Below are 25,811 nucleotides of genomic sequence, written 5' to 3' on the forward strand. Positions count from 1 at the left end.
ATGACGCAAACCGCCCAGCAACATGACTGCGTGGAAAAGCAGGAAATCCACGCCTTCCGGCCCGGCCTCTTCAACGGCAAGACCGTGCTCGTCTCGGGCGCGACGAGCGGCATCGGCCTCGCGATCGCCGAAGGCTTCGCCTCGCTCGGCGCACGCGTGATCGCCACGGGCAGCTCGCCCGCCAAGCTCGAAGCGCTGCGCGCCGACGCCACGCGCTCTCACATCCGCTTCGAGCGCGTGGACGTGCGCAACGTCGAGGACATCAATCGCTTTTGCAGCGATCTCGAATCGTTGGATATCCTCATCAATGCGGCGGGCGTGGCGCGCCCGCTCGACGAGTACCGCGACGAGGTATTTCGCGAGGTCATCGACGTGAACCTGACCGCGGCCATGCGCTTTTCGATGGCGGCGCGGCCGCTGCTCGAACGCTCGAAGGGCGTGGTCGTGAACATCGCATCGATGCTCAGTTATCTCGCGGACGTGGAAGTTCCCGCCTATTGCGCGAGCAAGACCGGCATTCTGGGCCTCACGCGTGCGCTCGCGCACTCGTTCGGCAGCGCCGGCGTGCGCGTGAACGCAATTGCGCCGGGCTACCATCGCACGGACATGACGCGCGCGCTCTGGGAGTCGCCCGCGTCGGCCGGGAAGATTGCGGCGCGCGCGGCGCTCAAGCGCTGGGGCGAAGCCGACGATCTCGTGGGCGCCGCGGTCTTTCTCGCCTCGCCCGCGGCGGCGTTCGTCACGGGTGTCACGTTGCCCGTCGATGGGGGGTATGTGAGCGGGAGCTGATGGAGGCACAGCAACTGCATACGCGCGTTAGCAAAGCCATGAGCACAAGGACGTATCAAGAACCGCGCCCAGGCGATTCTCAAGGCACAACCGGGCATGCGATGAATGACGCCCAGGCGGATTAGCCCGCATTGCCTGGTTTGCCGAACCATCGCGAAATGGCCTCGGCGATCTCCTCATTGTCAACTGCGGTTTCACTTGCCCATGCGACAAACCCATCGGGACGCACCAATACAGCGCGCAAGCCCAGCCGATCGTTGGCGCCGCCGGCGACATAAGTCACCCGCTGTCGCCAACCGTTCGTAAGCGCCTGAACCGATGCATCCGGCTCGAAGTCCAGGAGGAGGCCCTTACCTTCGCGCAAAAGGTGGCCGACCTTCGTTCCGTCGGCGAGTTCGAAATCGGGAACGCTGCGGCCTGTCAGAGGGTGACTGCCGCCGAGATCGTAGCGGAGCGACACGCCCCACACGCGCTCGGCGAAGTACGTCGCGCCATCGCGGGTCCCGATCAGATCGCGGATGACTGCTGCAAGCGCGCGCGTGCCCGGTGTGGGTCGCATGAGCGCGACTTGCGCGCGCGACCAGTCCAGAACGCACGCGCCCACCGGATATCGCTCTGTCTGATAGCTGTCGAGCAGGTCGGCGGGCGCGTCGCCGCGGATCGTGGACGCCAGCTTCCAACCGAGGTTCATCGCGTCTCCGAGCCCGAGATTGAGCCCTTGACCGCCCAGCGGCGAATGGATGTGTGCGGCATCGCCCGCGAGCAGCACCCGCCCTCTGCGATACGCGCTCACCTGACAGGCGCGGTCCGTCCAGGTCGAAGCCTGCTGAAGACCCGTCAAGGTGACGTCTGCGCCGGACACGCGGCGCAATACGGCCTGCACATGTTCGAGCGTGACCGGCTGCATCCGGTGACAGGCGCCGCCGTCAAAATCCACCATCGCTATCGTGCCGGGCGAGGCAAAGGTGTACATGCCGGTCGATGTGTAGTGCCGGCCAGGACGCAGCGCATCCGGGTCGGCCAACTCGGCCTGGACGGAATAACCCGTGAACTCGGGATCGGAGCCGAGGAATTCGAACCCACCTGCCTTGCGCATCGTACTGCGGCCACCATCGCAACCCACCGCCCAACGTGCGCGAAAGGTCTCGCCGCCAGCATGAACGATGACACCATCGTCTGAAGCGAGAACATCATCGACGCCGAAGCCGCGCAGGATCTCGGCGCCCATCGCGCTTGCCCGGCGCGAGAGAATGGTTTCGAGCGTTTCCAATGTGACTGCCATGCTGGTGTCGGTCGGACCTGGCAGGCGATACGGCCACTTCGAGGTGTCGATGTCGTCGTGATAGAACGGAATGCCCGCAAAGTGGCCGGCTGGCCGACGCGGCTGCTGCATCCAATGTGCGGTTGCTGCGGTCTTGCCTGCGGCATCGATCGCACGCTGCGCCGCGACGACTTCGTCCAGCAAGCCACGACGATAAAACGCTTCGAGGGTAGGTACGGAAAGGCCGCGCAGCCCAAACGGAAGGCGCTTCAAGGGAGAGTGTCGATCTTCGGCTCGCTCCAGCACCAGAACCGACAGGTTGAAGAGGCGCAGTTCGCAGGCGAGAAAAAGGCCGACGGGGCCGGCTCCGGCAATGACGACGCCGTAGATGTTTGACGGGTTCTTGTGCATGGTTCACTCCTGTGTCATGTTCGACCGGAGCGTTTCCCATGCTGGGGACCACACGGACGAACGACTGGACGCTTGAACGCGTCCGCTGTTCGTCGTGGGGATCTCGTGCACGAGGCCAAAGACCAGAGCTTTCGTTACCGAAAGGACTTGGGCTTACCAGACCAAGTCTGCCTTTTCCGACACGGCTTTATACCATTGGAATAAACGGGCCGCAACGATTGGCTATGTCGACATTCCCGCACTATGCGCTATATGAAAAGCGCTGTCCGAGTTCGCGCAACCACGTCAGAAAAAGATTGATCGCGGGATCCTCAACGCGCGCCTTGCGGACATAACTGCAGTAGCGCCATGCCGGCAAGGCGGGCCCGTCGAACGGAAACACGAGCCGGCCCTCTTCGACATCGAGCGCGACAAGCGCAGTAGGACCCATTGCAATGCCAAGCCCATCAATGGCGGCCTGCAGGGTCAAATAAAAGTGATCCAGTTGCCGGGAATTGCGGGCGACAAGCCCAGGGTTGCCGCTCGCTGCAAGCCATTCCGCCCAAAGGCCGGGATAGGTCGCGCTGTGCAGGAGGGTATGGTGCGCCAGGTCCGGGACATCGTGTATCGGGTGAGACTCCAGCACCTTGGGCGAGCACACCGGCAGCCGGACTTCCGATAAAAATTCATGGACTGCATATCCCGCTGATTTCTGCTCGCTGCCGCGAATGGCGACATCGCATTCGTCGCCCAGCTTTTCGATCGGCTCCTCCGAAGTAGTCAGCCGGACCTCCACCGCCGGATGGGTCAGCTGAAAACCGGAAAGCTGCGGCAACAACCAGCGCAACGCGAAAGTCGTCGGCGCATTGACCCTCACGATCTGCTGCCGCGTGGCCCGAAGTTGCTCACTGGTCGCCAGCGCGATACGGTCGAGCGCCGCCGATATCTCGCCCAGGTAAGCGCGCCCCGACGCGGTGAGCACGACTCTTCGACCGCGACGCTCAAACAGGTTGAGTCCAAGCCAGTCCTCCAGTTGCCGCACTTGCCGGCTCACGGCCCCGTGCGTGACGCAAAGCTCCTCGGCTGCCGCGGAAAAGCTCTCCACTCTGGCCGCGGCTTCGAACACGCGCAGGGCATTCAACGGTGGCAGACGGCGAGGCATAACGCAAATTCCTATGTGATTTTTTCTGACAAGACTGATGAGTTTACATCGCTTTTCGAGGCTGCGCCGGAGCACTATATTGCACCCGTTAGCAGCAGTTCCGGTTCCGGATCTGTTCGATAAATTCACCAGGAAAAACTACCGGATGTCGAATGTCGTCGTGATCGGAGCACAGTGGGGCGATGAGGGAAAAGGCCGAATCGTGGATTGGCTTGCTGAGAAGGCGGACATCGTCGTCCGTTACAACGGCGGCCACAACGCCGGGCACACGCTGGTGGTCGAGGGTCGGACCTACAAACTGGCACTGCTTCCCAGCGGTGTCGTGCGCGGGAAGCTCGGCCTGATCGGCAACGGCGTCGCGCTCGATCCCGAGGCGCTCCTTGCGGAGATCGACCGTATGGCTGCGATGGGCATCCGCGTAACGCCAGAGGTGCTCCAGATCGCCGAGACGGCCACGCTTGTCCTGCCGGTCCATCGTGCCATCGATGCCGCCCAGGAACGCTTGCGTGCGAAGCCGATTGGCACCACCCTGCGCGGCATGGGTCCGGCCTATGAAGACAAGGTCGGGCGCCGGGGCCTGCGCGTCTGCGACCTGGCCGAACCGGAACTGCTGGCTCAGAAGCTCGACGTCCTGCTCGCGCACCATAACGCCTGGTTTCGTGGTCTGGGCCTGGAGCCTTTCCCGCGAGACCCGATGCTGAGCGACCTGCTTGCCATGGCGCCTGGAATCCTGCCGTTCATGGGACGTGTCTGGGAGCAAATCAACGACGCCCATTCGTTGGGCAAACGCGTGGTATTCGAAGGCTCGCAAGCTGTCATGCTGGACGTGGACTGGGGCAGCTATCCCTACGTGACGTCGTCGAGCACCATCGCCGCTGGCGCGGCCAGTGGCGTCGGCATCGCCCCGTCGCATCTGGGACGGGTGCTGGGCGTCAGCAAGGTCTATGCAACGCGTGTCGGCGAAGGCCCTTTCACATCGGAGGTGAACGGAACGCTCGGCGACGTGCTCAGACAGCGAGGCAGCGAGTACGGGGTCAACACCGGTCGCCCGCGTCGCTGCGGTTGGCTGGACACCGTGCAACTGCGTCAGAGCAGCAAAGTCGCGGGCATCGATCTGCTGGCACTGACCAAGCTCGATGTGCTCGATGGCTTTGAGTCGATATATCTATGCGTGGGCTACGAGCTCGACGGGGCGCGTATCGACTACATGCCATCCACAAACGCCGAACAGCAGCGGCTGCAGCCGGTTCTCAGGCGCTTTGACGGTTGGTACAGCTCGACCCGAGGCGCCCGGTCATATAGCGATCTGCCGCGGGAGGCTGCGGTGCTGATCGAAGCCATTCAGCACGAAGTCGGCATTCCCGTGTCGATGATCACAACCGGCCCTGAACGCGATGATGCGATTGTCCTGCGCTCGCCATTCGCGGAAGCGGAAGGCGTGGAAATTTGACGGGGCTCCAGAGGATATCGAACCATCAGGATGGCTTTCCTGTCGTGCTTGCCCATTGACTCAGTTCGTACCGAATGACGGTTGCGAGGAAAATGTGGCTTGCTGCATGATCGTGTCACCTGCGTTTCTCGGGGCCGTCGCCCGGTGCGACGGCCCCACTCGAAGAAGGTCCGGCGTTACTTCTGATAGCCGGCCTCGCGTACCGCCCGGTTGGCGGCCGCGTTTCCGACCTTCAGCGCCGTGGCCACATCCATCTGACCCGCGATAACGCCGGCAATCTGCTGTCCCACGACGGTTCCGAACGACTGGAACTCCGGAATGCCTACGTACTGCACGCCGGTATAGGGCACCTTCTGAAGCGTCGAGTCGTTGGGGTCGGCAGTTTCGATCGCCTTCAGGACGAAATCACCGAACGGCGCGGCCTGTTTGTACTCCGGGCGCGCATACGTGGACTTGCGGGTTCCGGGCGGGACCGATGCCCAGCCTTCGTCCTTCGCTACCAGTTCGATATATTGCTTCGAGGTCGCCCACTCGGCGAACTTCTTTGCTGCATCCTGGGACCTGGAGGTCTTGGGAATTGCAAACGACCACGCCCACAGCCAGTGCGAACCCTTCGGCGTAACTGCGACCGGCGCCGCTGCGAAGCCGATCTTGTCCGCGACCTGCGATTGAGCCTTGTTGTACAGCATGCCCGCCGCCACCGTGGCGTCGATCCACATCGCACACTTGCCCGAGGCCATCAGCGTCAGGTTCTCGTTGAAGCCGTTCGAGCTCGCTCCCGGAGGGCCGTCCTGTTTCAGCAGATCCGAGTAGAACGTGATGGCCTTGTTCCATTCGGGCGTCGCGAGTTGCGCATTCCACTTCTCATCGAACCAGCGTCCACCGAACGTATTCACCACCGTGTCGACGTACGCCATGTTCTCGCCCCAGCCCGCCTTGCCGCGCAGGCATATGCCATACACGCCATTGGCCTTGTCAGTCAGCTTGTCGGCGAAGTCCTTGATCTGGTCGTAGGTGGGTTGGTCCGGCATCTTCAGCCCCTTCGCCGCAAACAGATCCTTGCGGTAGAAGGTCATCGAGCTCTCGACGTAAAACGGCAACGCGTACAGCGTGCCGTTGTACGAGAGACCATCGCGCCCCGTCTTCACGACATCGTCAAGGTCGTAGTCGGCCGACAGATTGGTCATTGGCGTCAGCCAGCCGCGCTTGCCCCACTGCGGCGCCTCGTACGTTCCTATAGCCACCACGTCGAACTGTCCGCTGTTCGTCGTGATGTCCGTGGTTGCGCGCTGCCGCAGCACGTTCTCTTCGAGGATCACCCAGTTCAGCTTGATATCCGGATTGGCTTTCTCGAAGTTGGCCGAGAGCTTCTTGAGCTCCAGCATGTCGGGGTTATTGAGTGTAGCGATCGTTACGGTCGCAGCATTTGCGAGCTGCGCCGCACAGAGCGCAACACCGGCGAGGACTGCCTTGCGGGTTGCTCCACGGCATGCCGAAGCTTTCAGGGTCATGACTGTCTCCTTTGGTTCATTGCTGTCGATAATGGAGTACTGCACTGCATCGCCGTTCCATCCGGCATATCGAAGCCCGAGGAACGGCATACCTGGAAAACCGACTAACTCATCCAGTTGCCGCCGTCGACGTTGAGCGTCTGGGCCGTGATGTAATCGGCGTCGGCCGAAGCGAGGAACACCGCAGCACCGGTCAGCTCATCGGGCCGTCCCATGCGTCCCAGGGGAACCGCCTCGCCGACGAGGCGCTTCTTCTCGCCGATCGGACGGTTTTCGTAGCGCGCAAAGAGTGCGTCTACGTCCTTCCACATCGGCGTATCGATGACGCCCGGCGCGATGCCGTTGACGTTGATGCGATGCGGCGCCAATGCCAGCGCTGCCGACTGCGTATAGCTGATGACCGCCGCCTTGCTCGCGCAATAGTGCGAGACGAGTGCTTCGCCTCGGCGGCCGGCCTGCGAGGCCATATTGATGATCTTGCCACCACCACCCTGTTCGACCATCTGCTTCGCGACACGCTGCATCAGGAAGAACATGCCCTTCACGTTCACCGCGAAGATCCGGTCGAAAATCTCCCAGGATTCGTCGAGTAGCGGGCGCATGTCGAACACGGCTGCGTTGTTATAGAGAACATCGATACGGCCGAAGCGTTCGACCGTCGAGTTCACGATGTGCTCGATGCTCTCGCGTTTGGTCACATCGGCCTGAACAAGCAGGAGACGGCCTTTGTCGCCGTCTGCATAGGTCACATCGAGCTCCGACTGCGGCTTGATGTCGACCACCGCGACGTTTGCCCCTTCGTCCAGATACCGGCGGACAACCGCCCCACCGATTCCCGTACCTCCACCCGTGACGATGGCTACCTTGTCTTTCAGTTGCATCTCTCAACTCCTGGATCTGGAAATTTCCGAATCTGTGCTTGATTGTTGGCATCTATTCAGGATATCTATCTATTCTGCTCTCAGGTTCTCACGATTTCATCGATGGACCGTCTAGTTTTCCTCCTCCAGCCAGCAATGCGCCAACCGATGCGCCTCAAAAAGGGCTGGGAGGATCTTTCGCTTTGCCAGATCCCCCGCACCTTTCAAACGTATCTGGACTGGGTCCACCTCAAGCGCGGCAAGCGGCGGCGTAGGTACCAATGACCTCGCGAACCTTGCTCTGGACAAGACTCATCGGCGACGCGTCGATGAGGCCCCGCCGAAACTGCCAGTATTGTTCCGGCAAATAGCGGCTGAGCAGGTTCTCCGGGATGCCGGTGTCCGTTAGATTGCGGATCAGCTTCTGCGCCGCTGAGTCGATCTCCGGGTCCGCCCAGTAATACCGGATGCGGTCGCTATAGCTGTAGGTTCTCAACAGCCGCTTTTGCTGGTCGTCACCGTGGTAGTACTTCTCCCAGTTTCCAGGTTTGGACAGCATGACTTGCTCAACCACCTCGCGCAGGTTCGACCTTGTTTCTACGGGTACGAGTTCGGTCTCGATATCGGCCAGCGCGTAAAGCACTTCGCGCAGCGCAAAGGTGACGCCCGGACCGACCTTCAGGATTGCAAACCCGTCCCTCACCAGTGAGGCAAGCGCCTCCGGCTTCTGATAATCGGTGGAGTGGGCTTCGAAGACCATGCCGGGCAACTGCTTGAGAACCCCGGAAAGCTCCGTGGCAAGCTCGGGCTTGTAGTCGACCACTTTCGTATGGTCGAACTCGACGCCCGGCTGGACCACGAGCGCAATCACGCGTTGCCAGGCAGCGTCGAGCCCGCGGTCACGCCACGCCTGCCGGTGAATCTCGACCGTATCCAGCGCCGCACCCGCGTGCGTCACCTCGACGGTGTCCAGTGTTTCCGCCGCGCCACCTGGGACCGGGACTTCGGTGCCGATGATATAGACCGGCTTCTGGTCTTTTCCTTCGCGGTGGGCGGCCGCTTCTGCGATGGCGCACAGACGCGACGCTCTCTCCGCAACCAGTGCGTCCGGGAGGCGCACCGGATCACCACCGCAGCTCATGCTGGTGTCGAGATGGATTTTGGTAAAGCCCGCCGAGACATAGGCATCGATGAGCGCCTCTGCCCGGTGCATGGCCTCCTCCGCCGGCAACCCGCGCCACGCATTGGGACCGAGGTGATCGCCTCCGAGAATCAGGCGCGAGCGTGGGAAACCGGCTCGGTCGGCAATGAGGTGAACAAATCGCACAAAATCGGCGGGCTTCATCCCCGTGTAGCCGCCGAACTGGTCGACCTGGTTCGAGGTCGACTCGATCAACAGCGGCGTGTCGTCGGCGAGCGCCTGATTCATCGCAGCAGCCAGTACCCACGGGTGCGCCGAGCAGATCGAATAGATGCCCTTGAGACGCTTCCCTGCGCCCTCGTCCCCGGAGAGCCGTGCTACGACGTTAGCCATGAGGTTGCTCCGAGGATTGCGCAATAAAATCGTCGAGTTCGGCAAGCGTGGCCGTCCCCTCCATGGGGCCCCGGAAGGTCACCGCCCGCGCGCCGGCGGCGCAGGCATAGGTCAGTGCCCGCTCGACGCCGAACCCCTGGGCGCGGCAGGCAATGTAGGTAGCACCGAAACAATCGCCTGCCCCGGTCGGATCGATTTCCTCCACCGGCAGGGCCGCGAAGTTGAGTTCGGTTGTGCCGTCGTAGTAGCTGCATCCCTCTTTTCCGCGCTTGATCACGACTTCACGCACACCGCGCTTGAGAATCTCTTCGATTGCACCACGCTCGCTGCTTGCGCTGGAGAGCAACATCACCTCGTGCCCGCTCGGCAGGAAGACGTCCGTGTAATCCAGGATGAAGTCGAGTGCCTCCCGCATCTCGGGAATGCGGAGCATCTCCTTGCGGATGTTCGGATCGAAGCTCACCGTGCCGCCGTGCCCCTTTACGGCCTCGATGACCTTCTTCATCGCCTCGATGATACGGAACGAGAACAGCGACGAGCCCATCACGTGAAAATGACTGCATTGCTTGAGCAGATCGTCCCGAATATTTCCGACAGCGAGGTGCCCGGAAGCACTGTTTGCAATGTTGTAGATGAAGTCGCGATCCCCATCCTCGCGATAGGTCACGAACGCACTGCCCGTGGTTGCGGTCTTGATAACCGAGATACCCGAGACGTTGACGCCGTCTGCGCGCAGACGCTCAACGTTGAGCGTACCGAAGTCGTCATCGCCAACGCATCCAATCATCGCGGAGGGACTGCCCACCTTCGCGACCTGGTCGATGAAGATCGCGGGCGCTCCACTCGCGTATGGGCCGATGAGCGTGCCAGGTCTGCGGAACGACTGTCCACGCTCGGTGGCCATGATTTCGACCAGGATTTCGCCCATCGTCAGGATGTAGCCGGCTTTTCCGGCCTTATGCAGTTCAGTGTTAGCCATGGCGCTTCTTCGTTTGAACGTCGATGCAAACGGCGACGAGGATAACGACGCCCTTTACGATCAGTTGATAAAAATACGGGACACTCATCAGATTCATGCCGTTGTTGATGACACCGATGATGAGGGCACCAATAAGGGTTCCCGCGATCGTCCCGTAACCGCCGTTCAGGCTCGTACCGCCGAGCACGGCGGCGGCAATCGCATCCAGTTCATAGCCGAGTCCCGCATTGGGTTGCGCTGAATACAGGCGCGACGTCATCAGCACGCCCCCGATGCTCGCCATCAACCCGGAGACCATGAAAATGGCGACCCTCAGCCGCTTGACGTTGATGCCCGAGTAGAGCGCTGCTTCGCGATTCCCTCCTGCGAGATACGCCTTGCGGCCAAATACCGTTCTGGCCAGGACAAAATGATTGACGACCAGCAGGATGCCCAGCACCCAGATCGGAACGGCGACGCCGAGAATAGTCCCATTTCCGAGCGCGGCGAAGCGATCGTCGTCAATCGAGATGGGTACACCGCCGGAGGTGATGTAGGCCAGGCCGCGAAACACCCCCATGGTCGCCACCGTGACGATGAACGACGGAATCGTCAGCAGCGCCGTCAGGGTTCCGTTGACGAGACCGAGAACCAGGCCAGCGGCCATGGCCAGCACAACGGCCAGTACGGGATGGACGCCGTGCTGCATCGCAAACGCCGCTACCGTTCCGACAAGCGCCATGACGGCGCCGACCGACAAGTCGATATCGCCCAGCAGCAGGACGTATGTCATGCCAAAACCGAGGATGGCGATGATGGACACCTGCATGACGATGTTCAGCAAATTGCCAAGCGTCGGGAAATCCGGCGACATGACGGAGAACAGTCCGCAGAGCAGGACAAGGCCACAGACGATTCCGCCGTACTGGCGAAGCCATTTCGACAGTGTGGTCACGCTTTTCGCGCGGTCAACAGTCTCGCCGGACCCGGAATCGGCGGTGAATTCAGTGGGTTTCATGCTTGTACCGCTCCTGTTGCATACGACATGACGGCTTCCTGCGTCAGACCGGCCGTTTCAAATTCCTTCACGACGCGCTTCTCACGCATCACCACGAGACGATCGCTCATCGCCAGCGCCTCCGGCAGCTCCGAGGAAACCAGAATGATTGCGGTGCCGGCGCCGGCGAGTTCACGCATCACGCGATAGATCTCGAACTTCGCGCCCACATCGACACCCCGTGTCGGCTCATCGAGAATCAGAACGCGCGGTTTGAGGGCAAGCCATTTCGAAAAGACAACCTTCTGCTGGTTTCCCCCGCTCAGGTTCCCAACGGCCTGATGCGGTCCGGCAGCCCGGATCTTCATGCGGGCAATGGCGTCTCGCGTCTCGCGCTCCTCGAACCGACTGTTAAGGATGCCGAATCGGGATCCCTTTCGCTCGAAGCTGGCCATCGTGACGTTATGAGCGATCGAGTGCATGAGCACGAGCCCTTCGTGCTTGCGATCCTCGGTCACAAACGCGATGCCCGCGGAAATCGCGCTTTCCGGCGAACGCAGCCGCAGCGGCTTGCCATTCATGACAATTTGTCCCTGCGGGCGGCCCAACCCGAACAAGGCGCTCATCACATCGGAACGACCGGCGCCGATCAGCCCGAAAAAGCCGACGATCTCCCCCGGTCTGACGGCAAAGCCGACATCGTGAAACTTGCCCTCAATCGTCAGATTCCTGACCTCCAGCAGCGCTGGCTGCGCCGTATCGAGGGGCGTGGCACGACGGGGATAGACGTCGCTCATCTCCCTGCCCACCATCAGGTTGATCAGCGCACCAATCGTCGTCTCGTTCTTGTCGTGGGTGCAGATGTACTCTCCGTCGCGCATTACCGAAATATCGTCGGAAATGCGCATGATTTCGTCCATCCGATGCGAGATGTAGACGACGGCAGCGCCCCGTGCCTTCAGCTTGCCCACAATGTTGAACAGCACTTCTGCCTCCCGGTCGCTCAGCGACGAGGTAGGCTCGTCCATGATGACGAGTTCGGCGTTGCGGCTCAGCCCCTTGGCAATTTCGACGAGCTGCCTGCGCGCCATCGACAGGCGTGCGACCGGGGTGTGCACGTCGATGTCGATGCCGAGATCGTCGAGCAGATCCTGCGCCCGTTGATAGAGCGACCGGAAATCGACAATGCCGAGCCTGCGCGGCTCGTGGCCGGCGAAGATGTTCTCGGCGACGCTCAGATTCGCTGCGAGGCTAAGCTCCTGATAGATGATGGAGATACCGGCAGCCTGCGCATCGGACGGACAGGAAAAGGTGACGTGCTGACCGCGCAGGAACAACTTTCCCTTGGTCGGCTCGTGAACGCCCGCAAGAATCTTCATCAATGTCGACTTCCCCGCCCCGTTTTCGCCGAGCAGGGTATGGACCCGACCACGGCGCAGCTTGAGCGAGACATTCTTGATGGCCTCGACGGGACCGAACGATTTGGCGATCGACTGCAATTCGACCAATGCAGTCTCATCGCCTACGGCAAAACCGGCTCCGGGATGCAACCGGGGCATGGCGCCCGATGCCTGGGCGCGCAGGCTGTTCGGGCTGGCGCTCATTTCGAGGCTTCGTGCAGATAGACCCCAGGCGCCACGGGGATCAGTTTCGGAACCGGTTGCTTCTCCGCAACCCTCACTGCGGTATCGACGGCGATTGCCCCCATTTTTTCGGGGTACTGACGGATGACCCCGACAAAATTGGGATTTTTGTCGACAGCGGCACGTGCTTCCGGCATGCCGTCGAAGCCGATCACCTTGACATGGTTACCCGCAGACTTGCCGGCCACTGCTGCAGCCATGGCTGCGTCGTCGCCAAATCCAAAGATTCCGTCGAGATCCGGGTGGGCCTGCAACATGTTCTGCGCCGTCGTCAATGCTTCGGCCCGGGTAATGCCCGGCTGGACCGCGACGACCTCGACGCCGGGGCAAGCACCCAGTGCCTTCTTGAATCCGTTGACGCGATCGATGACCGACTGCACGGTCGGATAGTCGATCACACCGACCTTGCCCTTGCCACCGAGAACCTTGCACATCAGCTGTCCGGCCATCTGTCCGCCGGCATAGTTGTCCGTCGCGATATGCGAGGCTACCTCCACGCCCTCTGCGCCAATATCAACGGTAATAACCGGGATGCCCGCCTTCTCGGCAATCGTGACCGCCGCCTTGACGCCCTTCGAGTCGACTGGCGATAGCACGATGACGTTGACCTTGCGTGTGACGAAATCCTGGACGTCGGCAATCTGTTTGCTCAGATCCTGGTTGGCGATCGAAAGATCGAGTTTCGCGTTGTCCTTCTGCGCTTCCTGCTTCATCGCGTCCGCCAGAGCGACGTAGAACGGATGCTGCTGCGTTAGCAGGGAAGCGCCAATCGTCACCTGCTCTGCGCAGGCAAACGGAGCGCCGACGAAGCAACCTGCGGTAGCGAAGACCGCCGCAATACGGTTCGGTGTCACCTTCATTTGTCTCATCCTCTGTTACGGTCAGGTCGTGGACTTGCGGAACTCAAGAATTCCGCTTTCCCTTCTGTGGAGCTGCAGGCCGTTGCCCGGCATCAGCTCCATCGTTGGTGGATCAATTCCATCATCAATCAGCAGCGTGTCGATTTCGCTGACTTTGGCGAACACCTCGCCCTCGCGCTCATTCAACTGCGGCTGGTACGCAACGACGATCGTGCGTGTAGCCGCCTGAGCCGCGGCCTGAAATACCCTTGCCACGCCGGGATCGGCACAAAGCAGGTTGCCGTTCCGGTCGAGGCCCGATGCTTCGAGAAAGCAAAGATCGATGGACCGGCGGGCCACCGAAGCTTCCGTGTCAGGACCTGTCATGGCCGATGCTCCCGGCTCCAGTTGGCCGCCGGTCAGTATCAGTTCGCAGTGCAGAAACCGCTGCGCCGTCTGGGCCATCCCGACATCGTGAACCAGCAACGCGAGGTTCGAGCGATCGGCCAGGAATGGCAGAATCTTGTGAACGATTTCGCCGGTGCCGACCATCAGCGACTCGTGATCGCCAACAGCCTCGGCGGCAAAACGCGCAATGGCCGTTTCCGATGCCTTGCGGGTTGCACCGTCCGCGACCGGAACGAGGACGTTCTCGCCGGGCTTCTGCGCGAGATAACGGGCCTTGCCGAAAGACCGCAGAAGGTAGCGCTGCTGCTCCAGGTAGGTCAGGTCAGTACGGATCGTGACGCTCGAGACGTCGAACGCCTGACTCAACTCCTCGACCGAAACCTCGCCGCGCTTGCGGACCAGTTCGACGATTTGCAGCCGCCGCCTCAGGGAACTCTTGTTTGCCTGCATATCTCCAGACTCAAAATGACTCTTTTGTTTCGAAAGAGTTTAGTTTCGATTCGAAAGAACGTCAAAGTGAATTTGCTCCTCGAAACATAGGGTTTTTACTTATCTTCGTCTTCCCTGCAGTCGAGGGCGGGTGGGAAACGACACCCTTTAAAAGCGCGATGTGTGATCTTCCGGGAGCAACGCCCGAGTCCTCGTCATAAGCGGCGCGTTGCGGCAATAGTTGCTAGGATTGCTACGAGCGAAAGTCTCTTCGAAAAGTGGTCTGACCAGTGAAACATGCCATGCAGGAAGACAAGCCGGAATACGCGTTGCAGATCGCGGATGTGGTCGCCGAACGCATAGAAAGCCTGATCGTCGACGGCGTCCTGAAACCCGGTCAAGCCTTGCCCTCCGAGCGGCGTTTGATGGTCAAACTGGGGGCCTCGCGGTCCGCCGTGCGGGAAGGACTGAAGGTGCTGCGAACGCGCGGCATCATCGATACCGCGCATGGGCGCGGATCGTTCGTCGCGGCGCTTACCTCGCAACCCGCGCTCACGCCGATGATGCATCTCCTCGGCTCGCAGCCGAGAACCCTTTACGACATTTTCGAAGTCCGCCAGATGCTCGAAGCCGAATCGGCGCGTCTTGCCGCGCTTCGCGGCACGCAGGCGGATTTCGCGCTGATTGCCCGCCGCTACGAAGAGATGCTCGCCGCAAACGAAAACAACGCGGGCGAGTCGACGCGCGCGCGGCTCGACTATGCCTTTCATCTCGCGATCTGCGAGGCATCGCACAACCCCGTGCTCGTGCACACGCTGAGTTCGCTCACCGATTTGCTGGTGAGTTCGGTCTTCGCCTCCGTCAACAATCTCTATCATCGCGAGGCGGAGAAACGCGTGATCGACAGGCAGCATGCCCGCCTCTACAAGGCCGTGATCGGCAAACAGCCGGAACAGGCACACAAGGCTGCCGCTACGCATATCGCCACGACTATCACCTGTTTGCGAGAAATCGAAGCAGAGGAGCAGCGCCTGGTACGGGCGACGCTGCGGCTCAAGGGCTGGGCATGACGCGAACCGCGAGCGGGGGCACGTGTGCGCGTCCGGCCGGGCACCCGCGTCGGCGCTGATTTGCACGTGAAGCCACGCCTGGCACGATAAAATTAACTGGTAGGACCAGTGCCGTAATATCTCGACAGTCCCTGACTGACGCGGAACAATGCGCGCTAGCAAACTCAGCGGCGGCGGCAAGCCGCACACGAATCAGGAGACTCGCGATGACCCCGCACAACCCGACAGGCGTGCCCGCCCGGCCCGCCACGGACAGATCCCGTACCCACGTTCCAGCGGCAAAGGCCGCGTTCGAGAACGCGGCTTACGCGAAAGTGACCTGGCGCCTGCTGCCGTTTCTTTTCATCTGCTATGTCGCGGCCTATCTGGATCGCGTCAACGTGGGGTTCGCAAAGCTGCAAATGCTCAGCGACCTGAAATTCAGCGAGTCGGTGTACGGGCTTGGCGCGGGAATTTTCTTCATCGGCTATTTCGTTTTCGAGGTGCCGAGCAACATCCTGCTGCATCGCGTGGGCGCGCGCCTATGGATCAGCCGCATCATGGTGACGTGGGCGCTGGTGTCGGCAGCGTCGCTGTTCGTGAAGACGCCGGCCACGTTCTATGCGCTGCGTTTTCTCCTCGGCGTCGCGGAAGCCGGGTTCTTTCCGGGTATCGTGCTGTATTTGACGTACTGGTATCCGTCTGCGCGCCGTGGCCGCATGAACGCGCTTTTCATGGTCGGCATTCCCGTTGCAGGCGTGCTCGGCGGCCCGCTATCGGGCTGGATCATGCAGGCGCTCAACGGCGCGCAGGGTCTGTCGAACTGGCAATGGCTATTCCTGCTCGAAGCGCTTCCGTCGCTGGTGCTGGGCATCGTCACGCTGTTCGTGCTGCCGAACGGCATCCGCGCCGCGTCGTGGCTCGACGAGCGGCAAAAGCAGCTTCTCGAAGATAACATCGCATGCGACGGATATGCGCACGCAGAGGCGTCGCTGCGCAGCATTGTGTCGAATGGCCGTGTCTGGCGGCTCGCGGCGATCTACTTCTGCTGCATGATGGGTCTCTACGGTGCGAGCTTCTACTTGCCCACGCTCGTCAAGGCGGCGGGTGTCAAGGATGTACTGGATGTCGGCTTGCTGACCGCGGTGCCTTATGCGGTCGCAATCGTGTCGATGATTCTGGTCGCGCGCAGTTCGGACCGTCGCAACGAGCGCCGCTGGCATCTCGCGATGGCGGCCGTTGCCGCCGCAGCGGGCTTTTACGCAAGCACGCTCCATACGGGGAATCTCGCGCTCGCATTGTTCACGCTGTCGCTCGGCACCGCCGGTGTGTTGTCGATGATGCCCGTCTTCTGGACCTATCCGAGCAGCGTGCTTACAGGCACGGCCGCCGCTGCCGGCATCGCGATGATCAATTCGATCGGCAATCTCGCCGGATTCGTCAGCCCGTCGATCATCGGATGGATGAAGGACGTGACGCATAGCACGAACGCCGGTCTGGTCGTCGTCGCGGCAGCGCTGTTCGTCGGCGCGGTACTGACGCTGACGCAGCGCACGACGACGTCTTCGTCAGCGGCGACGTCGAAGCCGAGCCGGACTTGACGCGACACCTGCGTCGATACGTGATCGAAGGTCGTCATGTCAGATACCGCTTGTTCCGCCATGCCTCTCGGGGATACGCGTAGAACCTTGCTCGCGTCACTCGGCAATATCGTCGGCGCTCGCAACGTGTTCACCAGCGATGCACAAACGCGCCGCTACCGCACCGGCTACCGTTTCGGGACGGGCCGCGTGCTGGCAGTCGTGCGCCCGGCTACGCTGCTCGAACAATGGCGGGTGCTCGCCGCATGCGTCACCGCGCGCGCGATCGTCATCACCCAGGCGTCGAATACCGGACTGACCGGAGGCTCGACGCCCGATGGCAACGACTACGACCGCGACGTTGTCATCGTCAGTACGACGCGCATCCGCCGCGTGCATCTGATCCGCGAAGGGCATCAGGTAGTTTGCATCGGCGGCACGACGCTCGATCAACTCGAACGCACGCTGAAACCGCTCGGACGGGAGCCGCATTCGGTAATCGGCTCATCGTGCATCGGCGCGTCGGTGCTGGGCGGCATCAGCAACAATTCGGGCGGCTCGCTCGTGCATCGCGGACCCGCCTATACGGAGATGGCGGTGTTCGCCGCCGTCGATGCAGCGGGCACGCTGCGGCTCGTCAACCATCTGGGTATCGAACTCGGCAGCACGCCCGAGGAGATTCTGTCGCGCGTGGAAAACGGCACGTTTACCGACGCGGATATTCACAACGGCGTGGCGGCTTCGGATCACGAGTACGCGATCCATGTCCGCGATGTCGATGCGCCCACGCCCGCGCGCTTCAACGCCGATTCAAGGCGCCTGTTCGAAGCCTCCGGCTGCGCCGGCAAGCTGATGGTGTTCGCCGTGCGTCTCGACACGTTCGCGGCAGAGCAAGGCGCGAAGGTGTTCTACATCGGCACGAACGATACGAGCGTGCTGGCCGACATCCGACGTCACGCGCTCGCAAACTTCGCACACCTGCCGATTGCGGGCGAATATCTGCATCGCGATGCGTTCGACGTGGCGCGGAAATATGGCAAGGATCTGTTCGTCATCATCGACCGGTTCGGCACGGACCGGCTGCCGATGTTCTTCAATCTGAAAACGCGCTGCGATGCGTTGTTCGAGCGCCTGAGTTTCATGCCAAAGCATCTGACCGATCGCGTGCTGCAATGGATCAGCGAGTGTCTGCCGGATCATTTGCCTGCGCGGCTGAAGGCGTACCGCGAGGAGTACGAGCACCACCTGATGCTGAAGGTGCCGGCGGCGGGCATCGACGAAGCGCGCGCGTTCCTGTCGAAACGTTTCTCGCAATCGGGCGGCGCATATTTCGAATGCACCGAAGAAGAAGGCCGCAAGGCATTTCTGCATCGCTTCGCGGCAGCAAGCGCGGCCGTTCGATACCGTGCGGTCCATCATCGCGAGGTCGAGGATATCGTTGCACTCGATATCGCGCTACGACGCAACGACCGCGACTGGTTCGAACGGCTACCGCACAAGATCGAACGTGCGATCGTGCTGAAGCTGTATTATGGGCACTTCCTGTGTCATGTCTTTCATCAGGACTACATCGTCGCCAAGGGTAACGACTGCCTCGCGCTCGAACATGAGATGCTCGAGTTGCTCGACGTTCGCGGCGCCGAGTATCCTGCCGAGCACAACGTGGGACATTTATACGAAGCCAGGCCGCAGCTTGCCGCGTTCTACGAGAAGCTGGACCCGTGCAATTGCTTCAATCCCGGCATCGGCAAGACGTCGAAGTTCGCTGCCTATCGCGACTGCCCAGTTGAAGCAGGATAGCCATCGTTCTGGATACGTTCGGAAAAATACGGCCCGCAACCATCCGCCTGGAGAACGACAATTGCTGTGGCCGGCGGGCATCATAATTGACAATCTGCAATTCGCCTACCCGCCGCCCCCGAACTGCACTCCTGCCTTCATGAGCCGGCTGACTTACCGCATACGGTAATGGCGACCCCGCGCAAAGGCCGTTCACCACGGCGGCAAGATATGCGCCCGCGAATGCTTCCGGTCCGAAGTTTCGTACGATCTACTTCGTGCCCACGGTCTGCGACGGCACCCACTTGCCGTCGACGACCTTGTACACCGTGACGCCGCCATACTTCAGGTCTCCATACTGATCGTAGGCGAGTTCGTTGGTAGTGACACCCTTCATGTTCGTGGCCTTCAGCGCGGCGAGATAGACGTGCGGATCGGTCGAGTTCGCTTTCTTCATCGCGTTGAACACCGCCATCGTGCCGTCGTAAGCATAAGGCGCGTACAACTCCACCGGCTGGTTAAAACGCTTCGTGTAGTGCTCCGAAAATTCCTTGCCGCTCGGCATCTGGTCGAGCGGGCTGCCCTCCGAAGCGGCCAGCGTACCTTCGGACGCCGCGCCCGCGATCTTGATCAGGTTGTCGGACTGCACCATGTCCGGGCCGATCAGCGTCGCCTTGATCGCAAGCGAGCGCATCTGCTTCAGGAGCGGCGCGGCCTGGGTATCGGCGCCGCCGTAGAACACCGCGTCGACGTCCGACGCCTTGATCTTCGTGAGAATTGCGCGGAAGTCCACGGCCTTGTCGTTCGTGTATTCCTGATCGACCACCGTGGCGCCTGCCGCTTTCACGGCCTTGGTGAACTCCTCCGCCACGCCCTGCCCATAGGCGGTGCGGTCGTCGATGATCGCAAAGCGCTTGAACTTGAGATCTTTCGCGGCGTACCCGCCAAGGACGCTGCCCAGTTGCGTATCGGAAGTCAGCAGGCGGAAGGTGGTGGGCAAACCAAGGCGCGTATAGGTGGGCGCCGTGGCCATGGCGATTTCGGGGATGCCGGCTTTCGCGTAGATCGGCGCGGCCGGAATGCTCGTGCCCGAGTTGTAGTGGCCGATCACGGCAACCACGCCGTCGTCCACGAGCTTTTGCGCGACCGTCGTGCCGGTCCGCGGATCGGCCTGGTCGTCCTGCGCATCGAGCACGAAGTGCACCGGCTTGCCGCCGATCACCGGATGGGTCGCGTTCATGTCCTCGATCGCCAGTTCCACACCGCTCTTGAAGTCGGCGCCGTAGTGGGCCTGGCCGCCGGTGAGCGGCGCGGCGAAGCCGATCTTCACGTCGTCGGTCTGAGCGAGGGCCGCGGTGCTGCCCAGTGCGGCGGCGGTGCAGGCCAACACCGCAACGGCCCGGGTCATGGCGCTCGCGCGCAGCGGCAGACGAAATTCGGAATGACTCATCAGATCTCTCTCCTCACACTTTCACGTTATTCACGGATGCCGCTTTATCGTTTGTTGCGCGCTCGCGGCATGTGGCATTCCTCTATAACAGCGGACGCCCCTGGAACAGGGGATAGCGTCGCGGCTTACGATGACTGCCTCGCTCGTTACAAGGTGCTGCCGATCGGGTTGGCGATGCAAAGAAGTATGGCCATGCGCGGCGCCGGCGGCTTGGGGGCTTTTGCGCATCAGAATGACGAAATCGGCATAGTGCCGTTGCGCGGCCGGATTCTGGCGGCGCGGGAAAACCCTGGTGCGCGGTGGGAGTTGCCTGAGGGAAAAATCGATCGTTTGGGCTTCGTCACGCCGCTCGACGCGCGTTGCCGCGCCGGCATCCGCCAAAGCGGCCGAGTCGCCGCCGCTAGCCACTAGCCACTAGACCGACGTAGACGCCACGACTCCGCCAAACGCCATACGAAGCCGGCGTTTCATGGATGCCGCCAACGGCCGTTCGGCGCACGTGTGAACCACATACGCCATCACTATCGCCGTAACGACCATGCCCCAAAACGCTACCTGATAGCCGACCATCGGCGAAACGGCATTGAAGACCATGTAGCCGACATTCTGGTGAACGAGGTATAGCGGGTAACTCAAGGCCCCAAGCAGCACCCATCGCCGTTCGCCCAGGCGCCCCGTACGCCCCGTGGCAATGAGGAGCATGACCACGAAGAACACGGCCATGATAGCGGCCACCACGAAAGGATCGATCGGCGTATTGAAGTACGCCGCAATATGGGCCGCGCGATGCACGGCCTGAGCCGTCGAAACGCAGATTGCAGCACCGAGCAACATGCCGATCGAGATCGACCAGCCCCCTGACCAGATCTGATAAAGCGCCGCGCCGGCGATAAAGAGTGCGGCGTTATCCGCAATCAGCACATTCTGTATGGCGTGAAGGTGACGCCAGGTGGCAAAAACCGAAATCGCCAGCCACAGCCATAACAGCAACGGCGCACGCTTCATTGCGCCCGACATCAGCATGACTGCCACGAGCGCGTAGAACTTCATCTCGACGCACAGCGACCAATAAACCCCATCGACCGGTTCCGCGCCAAACGCTCCCAGACCCGCCATGTTTATCAGGTATTGCGTGAGCGACACGGGGAAGCGGGCACCGCCGATCGTCAGCGATACGAAGAAAGTAATCGTGCAGCAGATCCAGAAGGCCGGATAAAGCTTGGTTACGCGCGAAACAATGAAATGCCGAAGCGAGCCGCTGCTCACCGTCATGAAAATAACGAAGCCGCTGATCATGAAGAACAGATCGACACCCAGATAGGCGTACTTCACGATCGGCACGAGCGCGGGATAGGACACCACGGATAAATCGTCGGCCGCATGCCCTCTAAACGCATAGTGATAGAAAACGACCCCAAGCGCCGCCAGGAATCTCAGCAGATCGATTTCATTTATCCTGCGGTCCGTGGCCATGCGTCACCTCTCGAGCTTCGACTCGCCGATCACATCGCACTTCATACGCTTTCGGCCCAAGCAGGCTCACGTCGCCGCTGTTCGCCGCCGGAAAGAAGAATGTTGCGAGCCTAAGCCCCGATCGCACGGCGCTCTGTGGGATGACGAACAGTGCCGTCCAGATCGCCTGCGGGCTTCTGCGCCCCGGTTTTCCCGCTCTCGCGCACGAGTGCTCCGCACCCTGCGCCGGCCGCCACGCCCGAATTGATCGCGCTTCGGTTATGGAGCGCACACAGGCTGCCGCGGGACTGCGGTTACAGTTTCCGCGGGACCTGCCGCCACGGCCCAGGCGTCGCATATCGGCACCCGTGCCGGCCGCCATGCGTGGCGCGATTCCGGAAGAGACCGGGGCGCGCCTATGGTCAATCCCGGCCAGCCACCGGAGGGGGCATGTCGAAACGAACGGAATGGTTGCTCATTGCGCTCTGGGTGCTCGCCGTCACCCTGCTGGTGTACCTGGCCACCGGCAAACCGGGGCTGGGTATCGACGATGCGCAAATCTTCTTCACCTACGCGCAGAATCTCGCCCACGGCGAAGGGCTGATCTACTCTCCAGGCATCCCGCCAGCCGAGGGCTATACGTCCTCGCTGTGGATGGCAATATGCTCGCTGATGTTCTGGGTCCATGCAAACGAAGCCGGCGTGCTCGCCGTCTCCCTGCTTTTGCTGTTCGTTACGCAGGTCCTCGCGTTCAGCGCCATCGAAAAGCTGCTCCCGGAAGGACCGGCACGGAAGGCCAAACTGATCTACGCGGTGCTCGTTACCGCGTCGCCCGCCTACCTCTCGTGGACCACGATCACGCTCATGGATACCGGCGTCTGGAGCACGCTGATCGTCGCCATGGTGTTCGTGCTCCTCTTTCCCCCCGCCACCGTTTCAGGCTGGCTCGTCGCCGGCGTGCCGTTCGCTCTCGCCCCGCTGGCGAGACCCGAAGCCATGGTCGTCGCCCCGGCCATACTCGTGCTCCTGTGGCTCAAGCTACGCATGCAAGGCCGGCGCACCGCACCCGTCTGGTACATCCTCGCCTCGCTGTGCGCCGCCACCCTGGCGTTGACGCTCTTCCGGCTGGCCTATTTCGGCTACCCATTGCCCAACACCTACTACGCGAAGGTCTCTAGCTCCACCTGGTACAACCTGAAGATCGGCACGACCTATCTCGGCAAATATCTCTTCGGCGGCAACATCGTCCTGATTGCGGCGATCACGTGCGTGCCCTTCGGATGGCGCCTTCTGGTCCGTGTCGTCCGCGCCCTGCCTGGGCGTTCGCAGCTCGCGCCGGCCGACCCGCTCGACGATGCCTGCCAGGCCCTCGCCGCGGTCTGCCTGCTGATGCTCGCGCTGCCCGTGACCGTGGGCGGCGATCACTTCAGCCTGTCGCGCTTCTATCAGCCGGCCTGGCCGCTCTTCTCGCTGCTGCTCGCGCTTTCGGTCACGCGTCTGCTTTCCGCGCGGCAGCAACGGCGCCAAAACACCCGGCGCAGTAGCAGCACCTGGCTTGCACCCGCCACGGTCGTCGGCCTCGCGGCGCTCCTTTCCCTTTCCTCCTACCGCGATTCGTGGCTCGCCTTTGCGAGGTACGGCTCGCCGATCAAGCGCGAGTTCACCATCGGCTCGGAAGGCAAACAAACCGGCGCGACACTCGATACGCTCTTCACCGCCAACCGCTCCACGCCCCCCGTTATCGGCGTCGTCGCCGCCGGCGGCATCGCACGCACCTATCGCGGACCTATCGTCGATCTGATGGGCCTGAACAATGCCTATATCGCTCACCTGCCGGGCACCCGCATCGGCGTAAAGGATCACGCCGCCTTCCAGAAAGCGGCTTTCTACGCACTGCCAATCGATGTTCTGCTCAGCTCGCCCAATAGCGAGTGGAACGAAGCCGTTCTCAAGCGTATCTTCTACGACCCGCAGTTCGTCGAGGCATGGCGCTATGGCGTGGTCTATCTGAAAGACCGGCCGTCGCAGCGGTTCGAAGGCTTCTACAGCCGCAAGCTCGTGGCGTCGTTCGATACCGCCGGCAATCTGGGCTTCTACGACACGCTGGTCTTCAGCAAGGCAGATGATCGATGGGAAAAGACCCAGATCGAGATAGGCAAGTCCGAAAGCAATGCCGAAACCGGCTCGGGTACCTGAGCTTCCTTCGTGCGGGGTGAATCCGGCGCGCCTGCTAACGGCGCGCCGATCGTGCCGCTCAGGCCCGGATGCGATATAGCTCGGGCAGAAGCGCGAGCAGAACGCGCTTGAGCGTGAGAAGACGCAACGACACGTGGGTGGCCACGTACCACGTCGCCACGATATTCCGGATGCGCAATCCGACTCCCGCGCCCACCTGGGCACTCGTATTGTGCAGGTCGCCAAGCAGATGGCCGATGACGAACGAGCGGACGGCGTCGCGCGGCGCCGGATCGAGCGCCGCGAAGGAGAGCGCGCACATTTCGCGCACGAGCCGATACAGGCTGTCGTAATGCCGGATCGTTCTTTGCGAAGTCATGATCGAGTTGGGCCGGTACCGGCGCTTGAACAGCGCCTGGCTCAGCACGGAGACCATGATCTTCCTGTCGAGCAGCAATGCCGTGACGAAATGATTGTCTTCGAACAGCATGCCGTTGATGAACTGCAGGCTGCCGATCGCCGAACGCCGGGCCACGAGGCAACAGGCGGAGACGAAGTAACGATCCTGCCGCACCGACTCCATCACGAAAGCTTCCGACGACAGCGGAGAAGAGACCTCGGGCCGCCTCCCTCTGCCGCCCTCGCTCAGTGTCGCCGGAAGCGGCGCTTCGTCCATGAAAGGCACGGCGCCGAAGAGCACCACGTCCACCCCGTAGCGCGCGAATTCGTCATGGCAAAGACCTAGCGTCTCGGGGTCGATCACATCGTCGCTGTCCATGTAGTAGAGATAGTCGCCGCTCGCCAGTGCCGTCCCGGCATTGCGCGCGGCCGACAGTCCGCCGTTTTCCTGGCGCAGGTAGCGAAAGCGCCGGTCCTTCGCGCAAAAAGCTTCGGCTATGGCACCGCTTGCGTCGGTGGAACCGTCGTCGACCACAACGACTTCGAAATCGGTAAACGTTTGTGCCGCAACGCTGCTCAACGCGGCCTCGACATACTTCTGCACGTTATAGACGGGCACGATGATCGAAAAAGTGGGCATCGCACATTCCTTGCTGTATGAGGCGTGAAATCCGCCATGTCGTGCTGCAGTCTGCATCGCCCGCGCGCCGGAGTCTGCGTTCGAACGCACAAACGGCGCCCGAGCGGCAGCGCCCGCGCTGTGTCGCCTGGCACACAGTCAGAAGCGCGCCGGACTGCTACCTTGGAGAATGTGCGAGCGCACAGGCGAAAGATAGCGAGGAAACCGTCATGCACAAGCCGAGCAATCCGAAGCAGCTGGAAAGATCACGTATCGAGTCCGCGAAGTCGGCCTATTCCGAACTCTGCAGGACCTGGCTGTTGCGCAATCCCGATGGAACCTATAGCGACTACATCAAGTCCGCCATCGGCAACGACGCGACACTCGACCGGCACATACGCTCGCTCGAGCTGTACGCGCCGTATATTTCCGGCCAGATGCGCCTGCTGGACTGGGGATGCCGTCACGCCCCCGACTCGTGCATGCTGCGCACCCTGTACCCGCAGCTGGAAATCCACGGCTGCGACGTGGCCGGCGACGACTTCCAGGAATTCCACGACTACGCGAACCTGGCCTACCGGGCGCTCGATCACGAATATCTGCTGCCTTATCAGGACCAGTACTTCGACGTAGTGCTGAGCAGCGGAGTACTCGAGCACGTCGCCTTCGAGCAGAAAAGCATCGAGCAGATCTGGCGCGTGCTCAAGAGCGACGGCATCTTCATCGTGACCTTCCTGCCCAACCGTTCCTCGATCACGGAAAACATGTCGCGGGTGACGCGCAACTACCACGGTCACAACCGCCTTTACCGGCTCGAAGAAGCGAAGAGCACCTTTCTGCGCTCGGGCTTCGTCATCGAAGCATGCGGCTATCACCAGGTATTTCCGACCTTTGCCAAGGGCGTAGAGGGATCGAAACTGCTCAACGTCGCGGCCAACCTGGGCGCACGAATGAACAGAACGGTCGAGCGCATTCCCTACGTCAACCGGATCTCGTCCAATCTGTATTTCGTGCTGCGCCGCGTGAGCCACATGTAGTCGGGACTAGCGAATAACGGCCGCTTGCGCGGCCTCTCCC

The 25,811-nt window shown here is 61.7% G+C and carries 21 protein-coding genes; 8 read left to right on the forward strand and 13 right to left on the reverse strand.

Annotation, left to right across the window (positions count from 1 at the left end; all coding sequences use genetic code 11):
- Complete coding sequence (locus BAC01S_RS16005; RefSeq protein WP_043202467.1) at nt 1-789, forward strand: SDR family NAD(P)-dependent oxidoreductase; 789 nt, start codon at nt 1-3, stop codon at nt 787-789.
- Between the two features lie 121 nt (nt 790-910).
- Here the strand turns inward: BAC01S_RS16005 and BAC01S_RS16010 are convergent, their stop codons facing one another.
- Nucleotides 911-2,461, reverse strand: a complete 1,551-nt coding sequence (locus BAC01S_RS16010; protein ID WP_027795681.1) for an FAD-dependent monooxygenase — start codon at nt 2,459-2,461, stop codon at nt 911-913.
- Nucleotides 2,462-2,702: 241 nt separating this feature from the next.
- The gene (gene gcvA, locus BAC01S_RS16015; RefSeq protein ID WP_027795682.1) at nt 2,703-3,602 is read right to left on the reverse strand and encodes a transcriptional regulator GcvA; all 900 of its coding nucleotides are present in this window, start codon (nt 3,600-3,602) and stop codon (nt 2,703-2,705) included.
- Nucleotides 3,603-3,747: 145 nt separating this feature from the next.
- Between gcvA and BAC01S_RS16020 the strand changes: the two genes are divergently transcribed.
- Complete coding sequence (locus BAC01S_RS16020; RefSeq protein WP_027795683.1) at nt 3,748-5,052, forward strand: adenylosuccinate synthase; 1,305 nt, start codon at nt 3,748-3,750, stop codon at nt 5,050-5,052.
- 176 nt (nt 5,053-5,228) lie between these two features.
- Here BAC01S_RS16020 and BAC01S_RS16025 read toward each other — a convergent pair whose 3' ends face one another.
- The 8 genes from BAC01S_RS16025 to BAC01S_RS31480 all read right to left on the reverse strand — a co-directional run bounded on the left by BAC01S_RS16025 (nt 5,229) and on the right by BAC01S_RS31480 (nt 14,252).
- A complete protein-coding gene (locus BAC01S_RS16025) occupies nt 5,229-6,563 on the reverse strand; it encodes an ABC transporter substrate-binding protein (protein ID WP_043202471.1) in 1,335 nt (444 codons plus the stop codon).
- A 104-nt stretch (nt 6,564-6,667) separates the two neighbouring features.
- Nucleotides 6,668-7,444 (reverse strand): L-iditol 2-dehydrogenase, encoded by a 777-nt coding sequence (locus BAC01S_RS16030; protein WP_027795685.1) that lies wholly within the window; start codon nt 7,442-7,444, stop codon nt 6,668-6,670.
- A gap of 229 nt (nt 7,445-7,673) precedes the next feature.
- Entirely contained in the window at nt 7,674-8,957 is a 1,284-nt protein-coding gene (locus BAC01S_RS16035) for a D-tagatose-bisphosphate aldolase, class II, non-catalytic subunit (RefSeq protein ID WP_027795686.1), read from the reverse strand.
- A complete protein-coding gene (locus BAC01S_RS16040; protein WP_043202473.1) occupies nt 8,950-9,936 on the reverse strand; it encodes a tagatose kinase in 987 nt (328 codons plus the stop codon). Before BAC01S_RS16040 ends, BAC01S_RS16035 begins: the two co-directional genes overlap by 8 nt.
- Nucleotides 9,929-10,933 (reverse strand): ABC transporter permease, encoded by a 1,005-nt coding sequence (locus BAC01S_RS16045; RefSeq protein ID WP_027795688.1) that lies wholly within the window; start codon nt 10,931-10,933, stop codon nt 9,929-9,931. The genes BAC01S_RS16040 and BAC01S_RS16045 overlap by 8 nt, the downstream gene beginning before the upstream one ends.
- The gene (locus BAC01S_RS16050) at nt 10,930-12,516 is read right to left on the reverse strand and encodes a sugar ABC transporter ATP-binding protein (RefSeq protein WP_245616599.1); all 1,587 of its coding nucleotides are present in this window, start codon (nt 12,514-12,516) and stop codon (nt 10,930-10,932) included. The genes BAC01S_RS16045 and BAC01S_RS16050 overlap by 4 nt, the downstream gene beginning before the upstream one ends.
- A complete protein-coding gene (locus BAC01S_RS16055; protein WP_084168609.1) occupies nt 12,513-13,415 on the reverse strand; it encodes a substrate-binding domain-containing protein in 903 nt (300 codons plus the stop codon). Before BAC01S_RS16055 ends, BAC01S_RS16050 begins: the two co-directional genes overlap by 4 nt.
- Nucleotides 13,416-13,436: 21 nt before the next feature.
- Nucleotides 13,437-14,252, reverse strand: a complete 816-nt coding sequence (locus BAC01S_RS31480; protein WP_043202475.1) for a DeoR/GlpR family DNA-binding transcription regulator — start codon at nt 14,250-14,252, stop codon at nt 13,437-13,439.
- A 281-nt stretch (nt 14,253-14,533) separates the two neighbouring features.
- On the opposite strand from BAC01S_RS31480, the gene glcC reads away from it, so the two are divergent.
- The 3 genes from glcC (at nt 14,534) to dld (ending at nt 18,660) form a co-directional block, all read left to right on the forward strand.
- On the forward strand, nt 14,534-15,301 hold the full coding sequence (gene glcC / locus BAC01S_RS16065) for a transcriptional regulator GlcC (protein ID WP_027795691.1): 768 nt from the start codon (nt 14,534-14,536) through the stop codon (nt 15,299-15,301).
- Between the two features lie 206 nt (nt 15,302-15,507).
- On the forward strand, nt 15,508-16,881 hold the full coding sequence (locus tag BAC01S_RS16070) for an MFS transporter (protein WP_027795692.1): 1,374 nt from the start codon (nt 15,508-15,510) through the stop codon (nt 16,879-16,881).
- Nucleotides 16,882-16,917: 36 nt separating this feature from the next.
- Nucleotides 16,918-18,660, forward strand: coding sequence for a D-lactate dehydrogenase (gene dld, locus BAC01S_RS16075; protein WP_027795693.1), 1,743 nt, complete (start codon nt 16,918-16,920; stop codon nt 18,658-18,660).
- 250 nt (nt 18,661-18,910) lie between these two features.
- Here dld and BAC01S_RS16080 read toward each other — a convergent pair whose 3' ends face one another.
- Nucleotides 18,911-20,047: a branched-chain amino acid ABC transporter substrate-binding protein gene (locus BAC01S_RS16080; protein ID WP_027795694.1), complete on the reverse strand. Its 1,137-nt coding sequence runs from the start codon at nt 20,045-20,047 to the stop codon at nt 18,911-18,913.
- A 33-nt stretch (nt 20,048-20,080) separates the two neighbouring features.
- Here BAC01S_RS16080 and BAC01S_RS16085 point away from each other — a divergent pair, with 33 nt between their 5' ends.
- The gene (locus tag BAC01S_RS16085) at nt 20,081-20,500 is read left to right on the forward strand and encodes a hypothetical protein (RefSeq protein WP_156954425.1); all 420 of its coding nucleotides are present in this window, start codon (nt 20,081-20,083) and stop codon (nt 20,498-20,500) included.
- 3 nt (nt 20,501-20,503) lie between these two features.
- Here BAC01S_RS16085 and BAC01S_RS16090 read toward each other — a convergent pair whose 3' ends face one another.
- Nucleotides 20,504-21,562, reverse strand: a complete 1,059-nt coding sequence (locus tag BAC01S_RS16090; RefSeq protein WP_027795696.1) for an acyltransferase family protein — start codon at nt 21,560-21,562, stop codon at nt 20,504-20,506.
- Between the two features lie 429 nt (nt 21,563-21,991).
- On the opposite strand from BAC01S_RS16090, the gene BAC01S_RS31485 reads away from it, so the two are divergent.
- Nucleotides 21,992-23,737: a hypothetical protein gene (locus BAC01S_RS31485; protein WP_043202476.1), complete on the forward strand. Its 1,746-nt coding sequence runs from the start codon at nt 21,992-21,994 to the stop codon at nt 23,735-23,737.
- Between the two features lie 58 nt (nt 23,738-23,795).
- Here the strand turns inward: BAC01S_RS31485 and BAC01S_RS16100 are convergent, their stop codons facing one another.
- Nucleotides 23,796-24,755, reverse strand: coding sequence for a glycosyltransferase family 2 protein (locus BAC01S_RS16100; protein WP_027795697.1), 960 nt, complete (start codon nt 24,753-24,755; stop codon nt 23,796-23,798).
- A 209-nt stretch (nt 24,756-24,964) separates the two neighbouring features.
- On the opposite strand from BAC01S_RS16100, the gene BAC01S_RS16105 reads away from it, so the two are divergent.
- Nucleotides 24,965-25,771, forward strand: a complete 807-nt coding sequence (locus BAC01S_RS16105) for a class I SAM-dependent methyltransferase (RefSeq protein ID WP_027795698.1) — start codon at nt 24,965-24,967, stop codon at nt 25,769-25,771.
- The last annotated feature ends 40 nt before the right edge of the window (nt 25,772-25,811 follow it).

Origin of the sequence: Paraburkholderia acidipaludis NBRC 101816 (genome assembly GCF_000684975.1) — a bacterium.
Taxonomy (GTDB): Bacteria; Pseudomonadota; Gammaproteobacteria; order Burkholderiales; family Burkholderiaceae; genus Paraburkholderia; species Paraburkholderia acidipaludis.

Excerpts from the sequence above, each read along its gene's own strand:
- BAC01S_RS16080 (WP_027795694.1), bottom strand. The coding sequence starts at position 20,047 with ATGACCCGGGCCGTTGCGGTGTTGGCCTGCACCGCCGCCGCACTGGGC.
- BAC01S_RS16040 (WP_043202473.1), bottom strand. The coding sequence starts at position 9,936 with ATGGCTAACACTGAACTGCATAAGGCCGGAAAAGCCGGCTACATCCTG.
- BAC01S_RS16090 (WP_027795696.1), bottom strand. The coding sequence starts at position 21,562 with ATGGCCACGGACCGCAGGATAAATGAAATCGATCTGCTGAGATTCCTG.
- BAC01S_RS16025 (WP_043202471.1), bottom strand. The coding sequence starts at position 6,563 with ATGACCCTGAAAGCTTCGGCATGCCGTGGAGCAACCCGCAAGGCAGTC.
- BAC01S_RS16005 (WP_043202467.1), top strand. The coding sequence starts at position 1 with ATGACGCAAACCGCCCAGCAACATGACTGCGTGGAAAAGCAGGAAATC.
- BAC01S_RS16045 (WP_027795688.1), bottom strand. The coding sequence starts at position 10,933 with ATGAAACCCACTGAATTCACCGCCGATTCCGGGTCCGGCGAGACTGTT.
- glcC (WP_027795691.1), top strand. The coding sequence starts at position 14,534 with ATGCAGGAAGACAAGCCGGAATACGCGTTGCAGATCGCGGATGTGGTC.
- BAC01S_RS16100 (WP_027795697.1), bottom strand. The coding sequence starts at position 24,755 with ATGCCCACTTTTTCGATCATCGTGCCCGTCTATAACGTGCAGAAGTAT.
- BAC01S_RS16035 (WP_027795686.1), bottom strand. The coding sequence starts at position 8,957 with ATGGCTAACGTCGTAGCACGGCTCTCCGGGGACGAGGGCGCAGGGAAG.
- BAC01S_RS16030 (WP_027795685.1), bottom strand. The coding sequence starts at position 7,444 with ATGCAACTGAAAGACAAGGTAGCCATCGTCACGGGTGGAGGTACGGGA.
- BAC01S_RS16070 (WP_027795692.1), top strand. The coding sequence starts at position 15,508 with ATGACCCCGCACAACCCGACAGGCGTGCCCGCCCGGCCCGCCACGGAC.
- BAC01S_RS16085 (WP_156954425.1), top strand. The coding sequence starts at position 20,081 with ATGACTCATCAGATCTCTCTCCTCACACTTTCACGTTATTCACGGATG.
- BAC01S_RS16020 (WP_027795683.1), top strand. The coding sequence starts at position 3,748 with ATGTCGAATGTCGTCGTGATCGGAGCACAGTGGGGCGATGAGGGAAAA.
- dld (WP_027795693.1), top strand. The coding sequence starts at position 16,918 with ATGTCAGATACCGCTTGTTCCGCCATGCCTCTCGGGGATACGCGTAGA.
- BAC01S_RS16105 (WP_027795698.1), top strand. The coding sequence starts at position 24,965 with ATGCACAAGCCGAGCAATCCGAAGCAGCTGGAAAGATCACGTATCGAG.
- BAC01S_RS31480 (WP_043202475.1), bottom strand. The coding sequence starts at position 14,252 with ATGCAGGCAAACAAGAGTTCCCTGAGGCGGCGGCTGCAAATCGTCGAA.
- BAC01S_RS16010 (WP_027795681.1), bottom strand. The coding sequence starts at position 2,461 with ATGCACAAGAACCCGTCAAACATCTACGGCGTCGTCATTGCCGGAGCC.
- BAC01S_RS16055 (WP_084168609.1), bottom strand. The coding sequence starts at position 13,415 with ATGAAGGTGACACCGAACCGTATTGCGGCGGTCTTCGCTACCGCAGGT.
- BAC01S_RS16050 (WP_245616599.1), bottom strand. The coding sequence starts at position 12,516 with ATGAGCGCCAGCCCGAACAGCCTGCGCGCCCAGGCATCGGGCGCCATG.
- gcvA (WP_027795682.1), bottom strand. The coding sequence starts at position 3,602 with ATGCCTCGCCGTCTGCCACCGTTGAATGCCCTGCGCGTGTTCGAAGCC.
- BAC01S_RS31485 (WP_043202476.1), top strand. The coding sequence starts at position 21,992 with ATGTCGAAACGAACGGAATGGTTGCTCATTGCGCTCTGGGTGCTCGCC.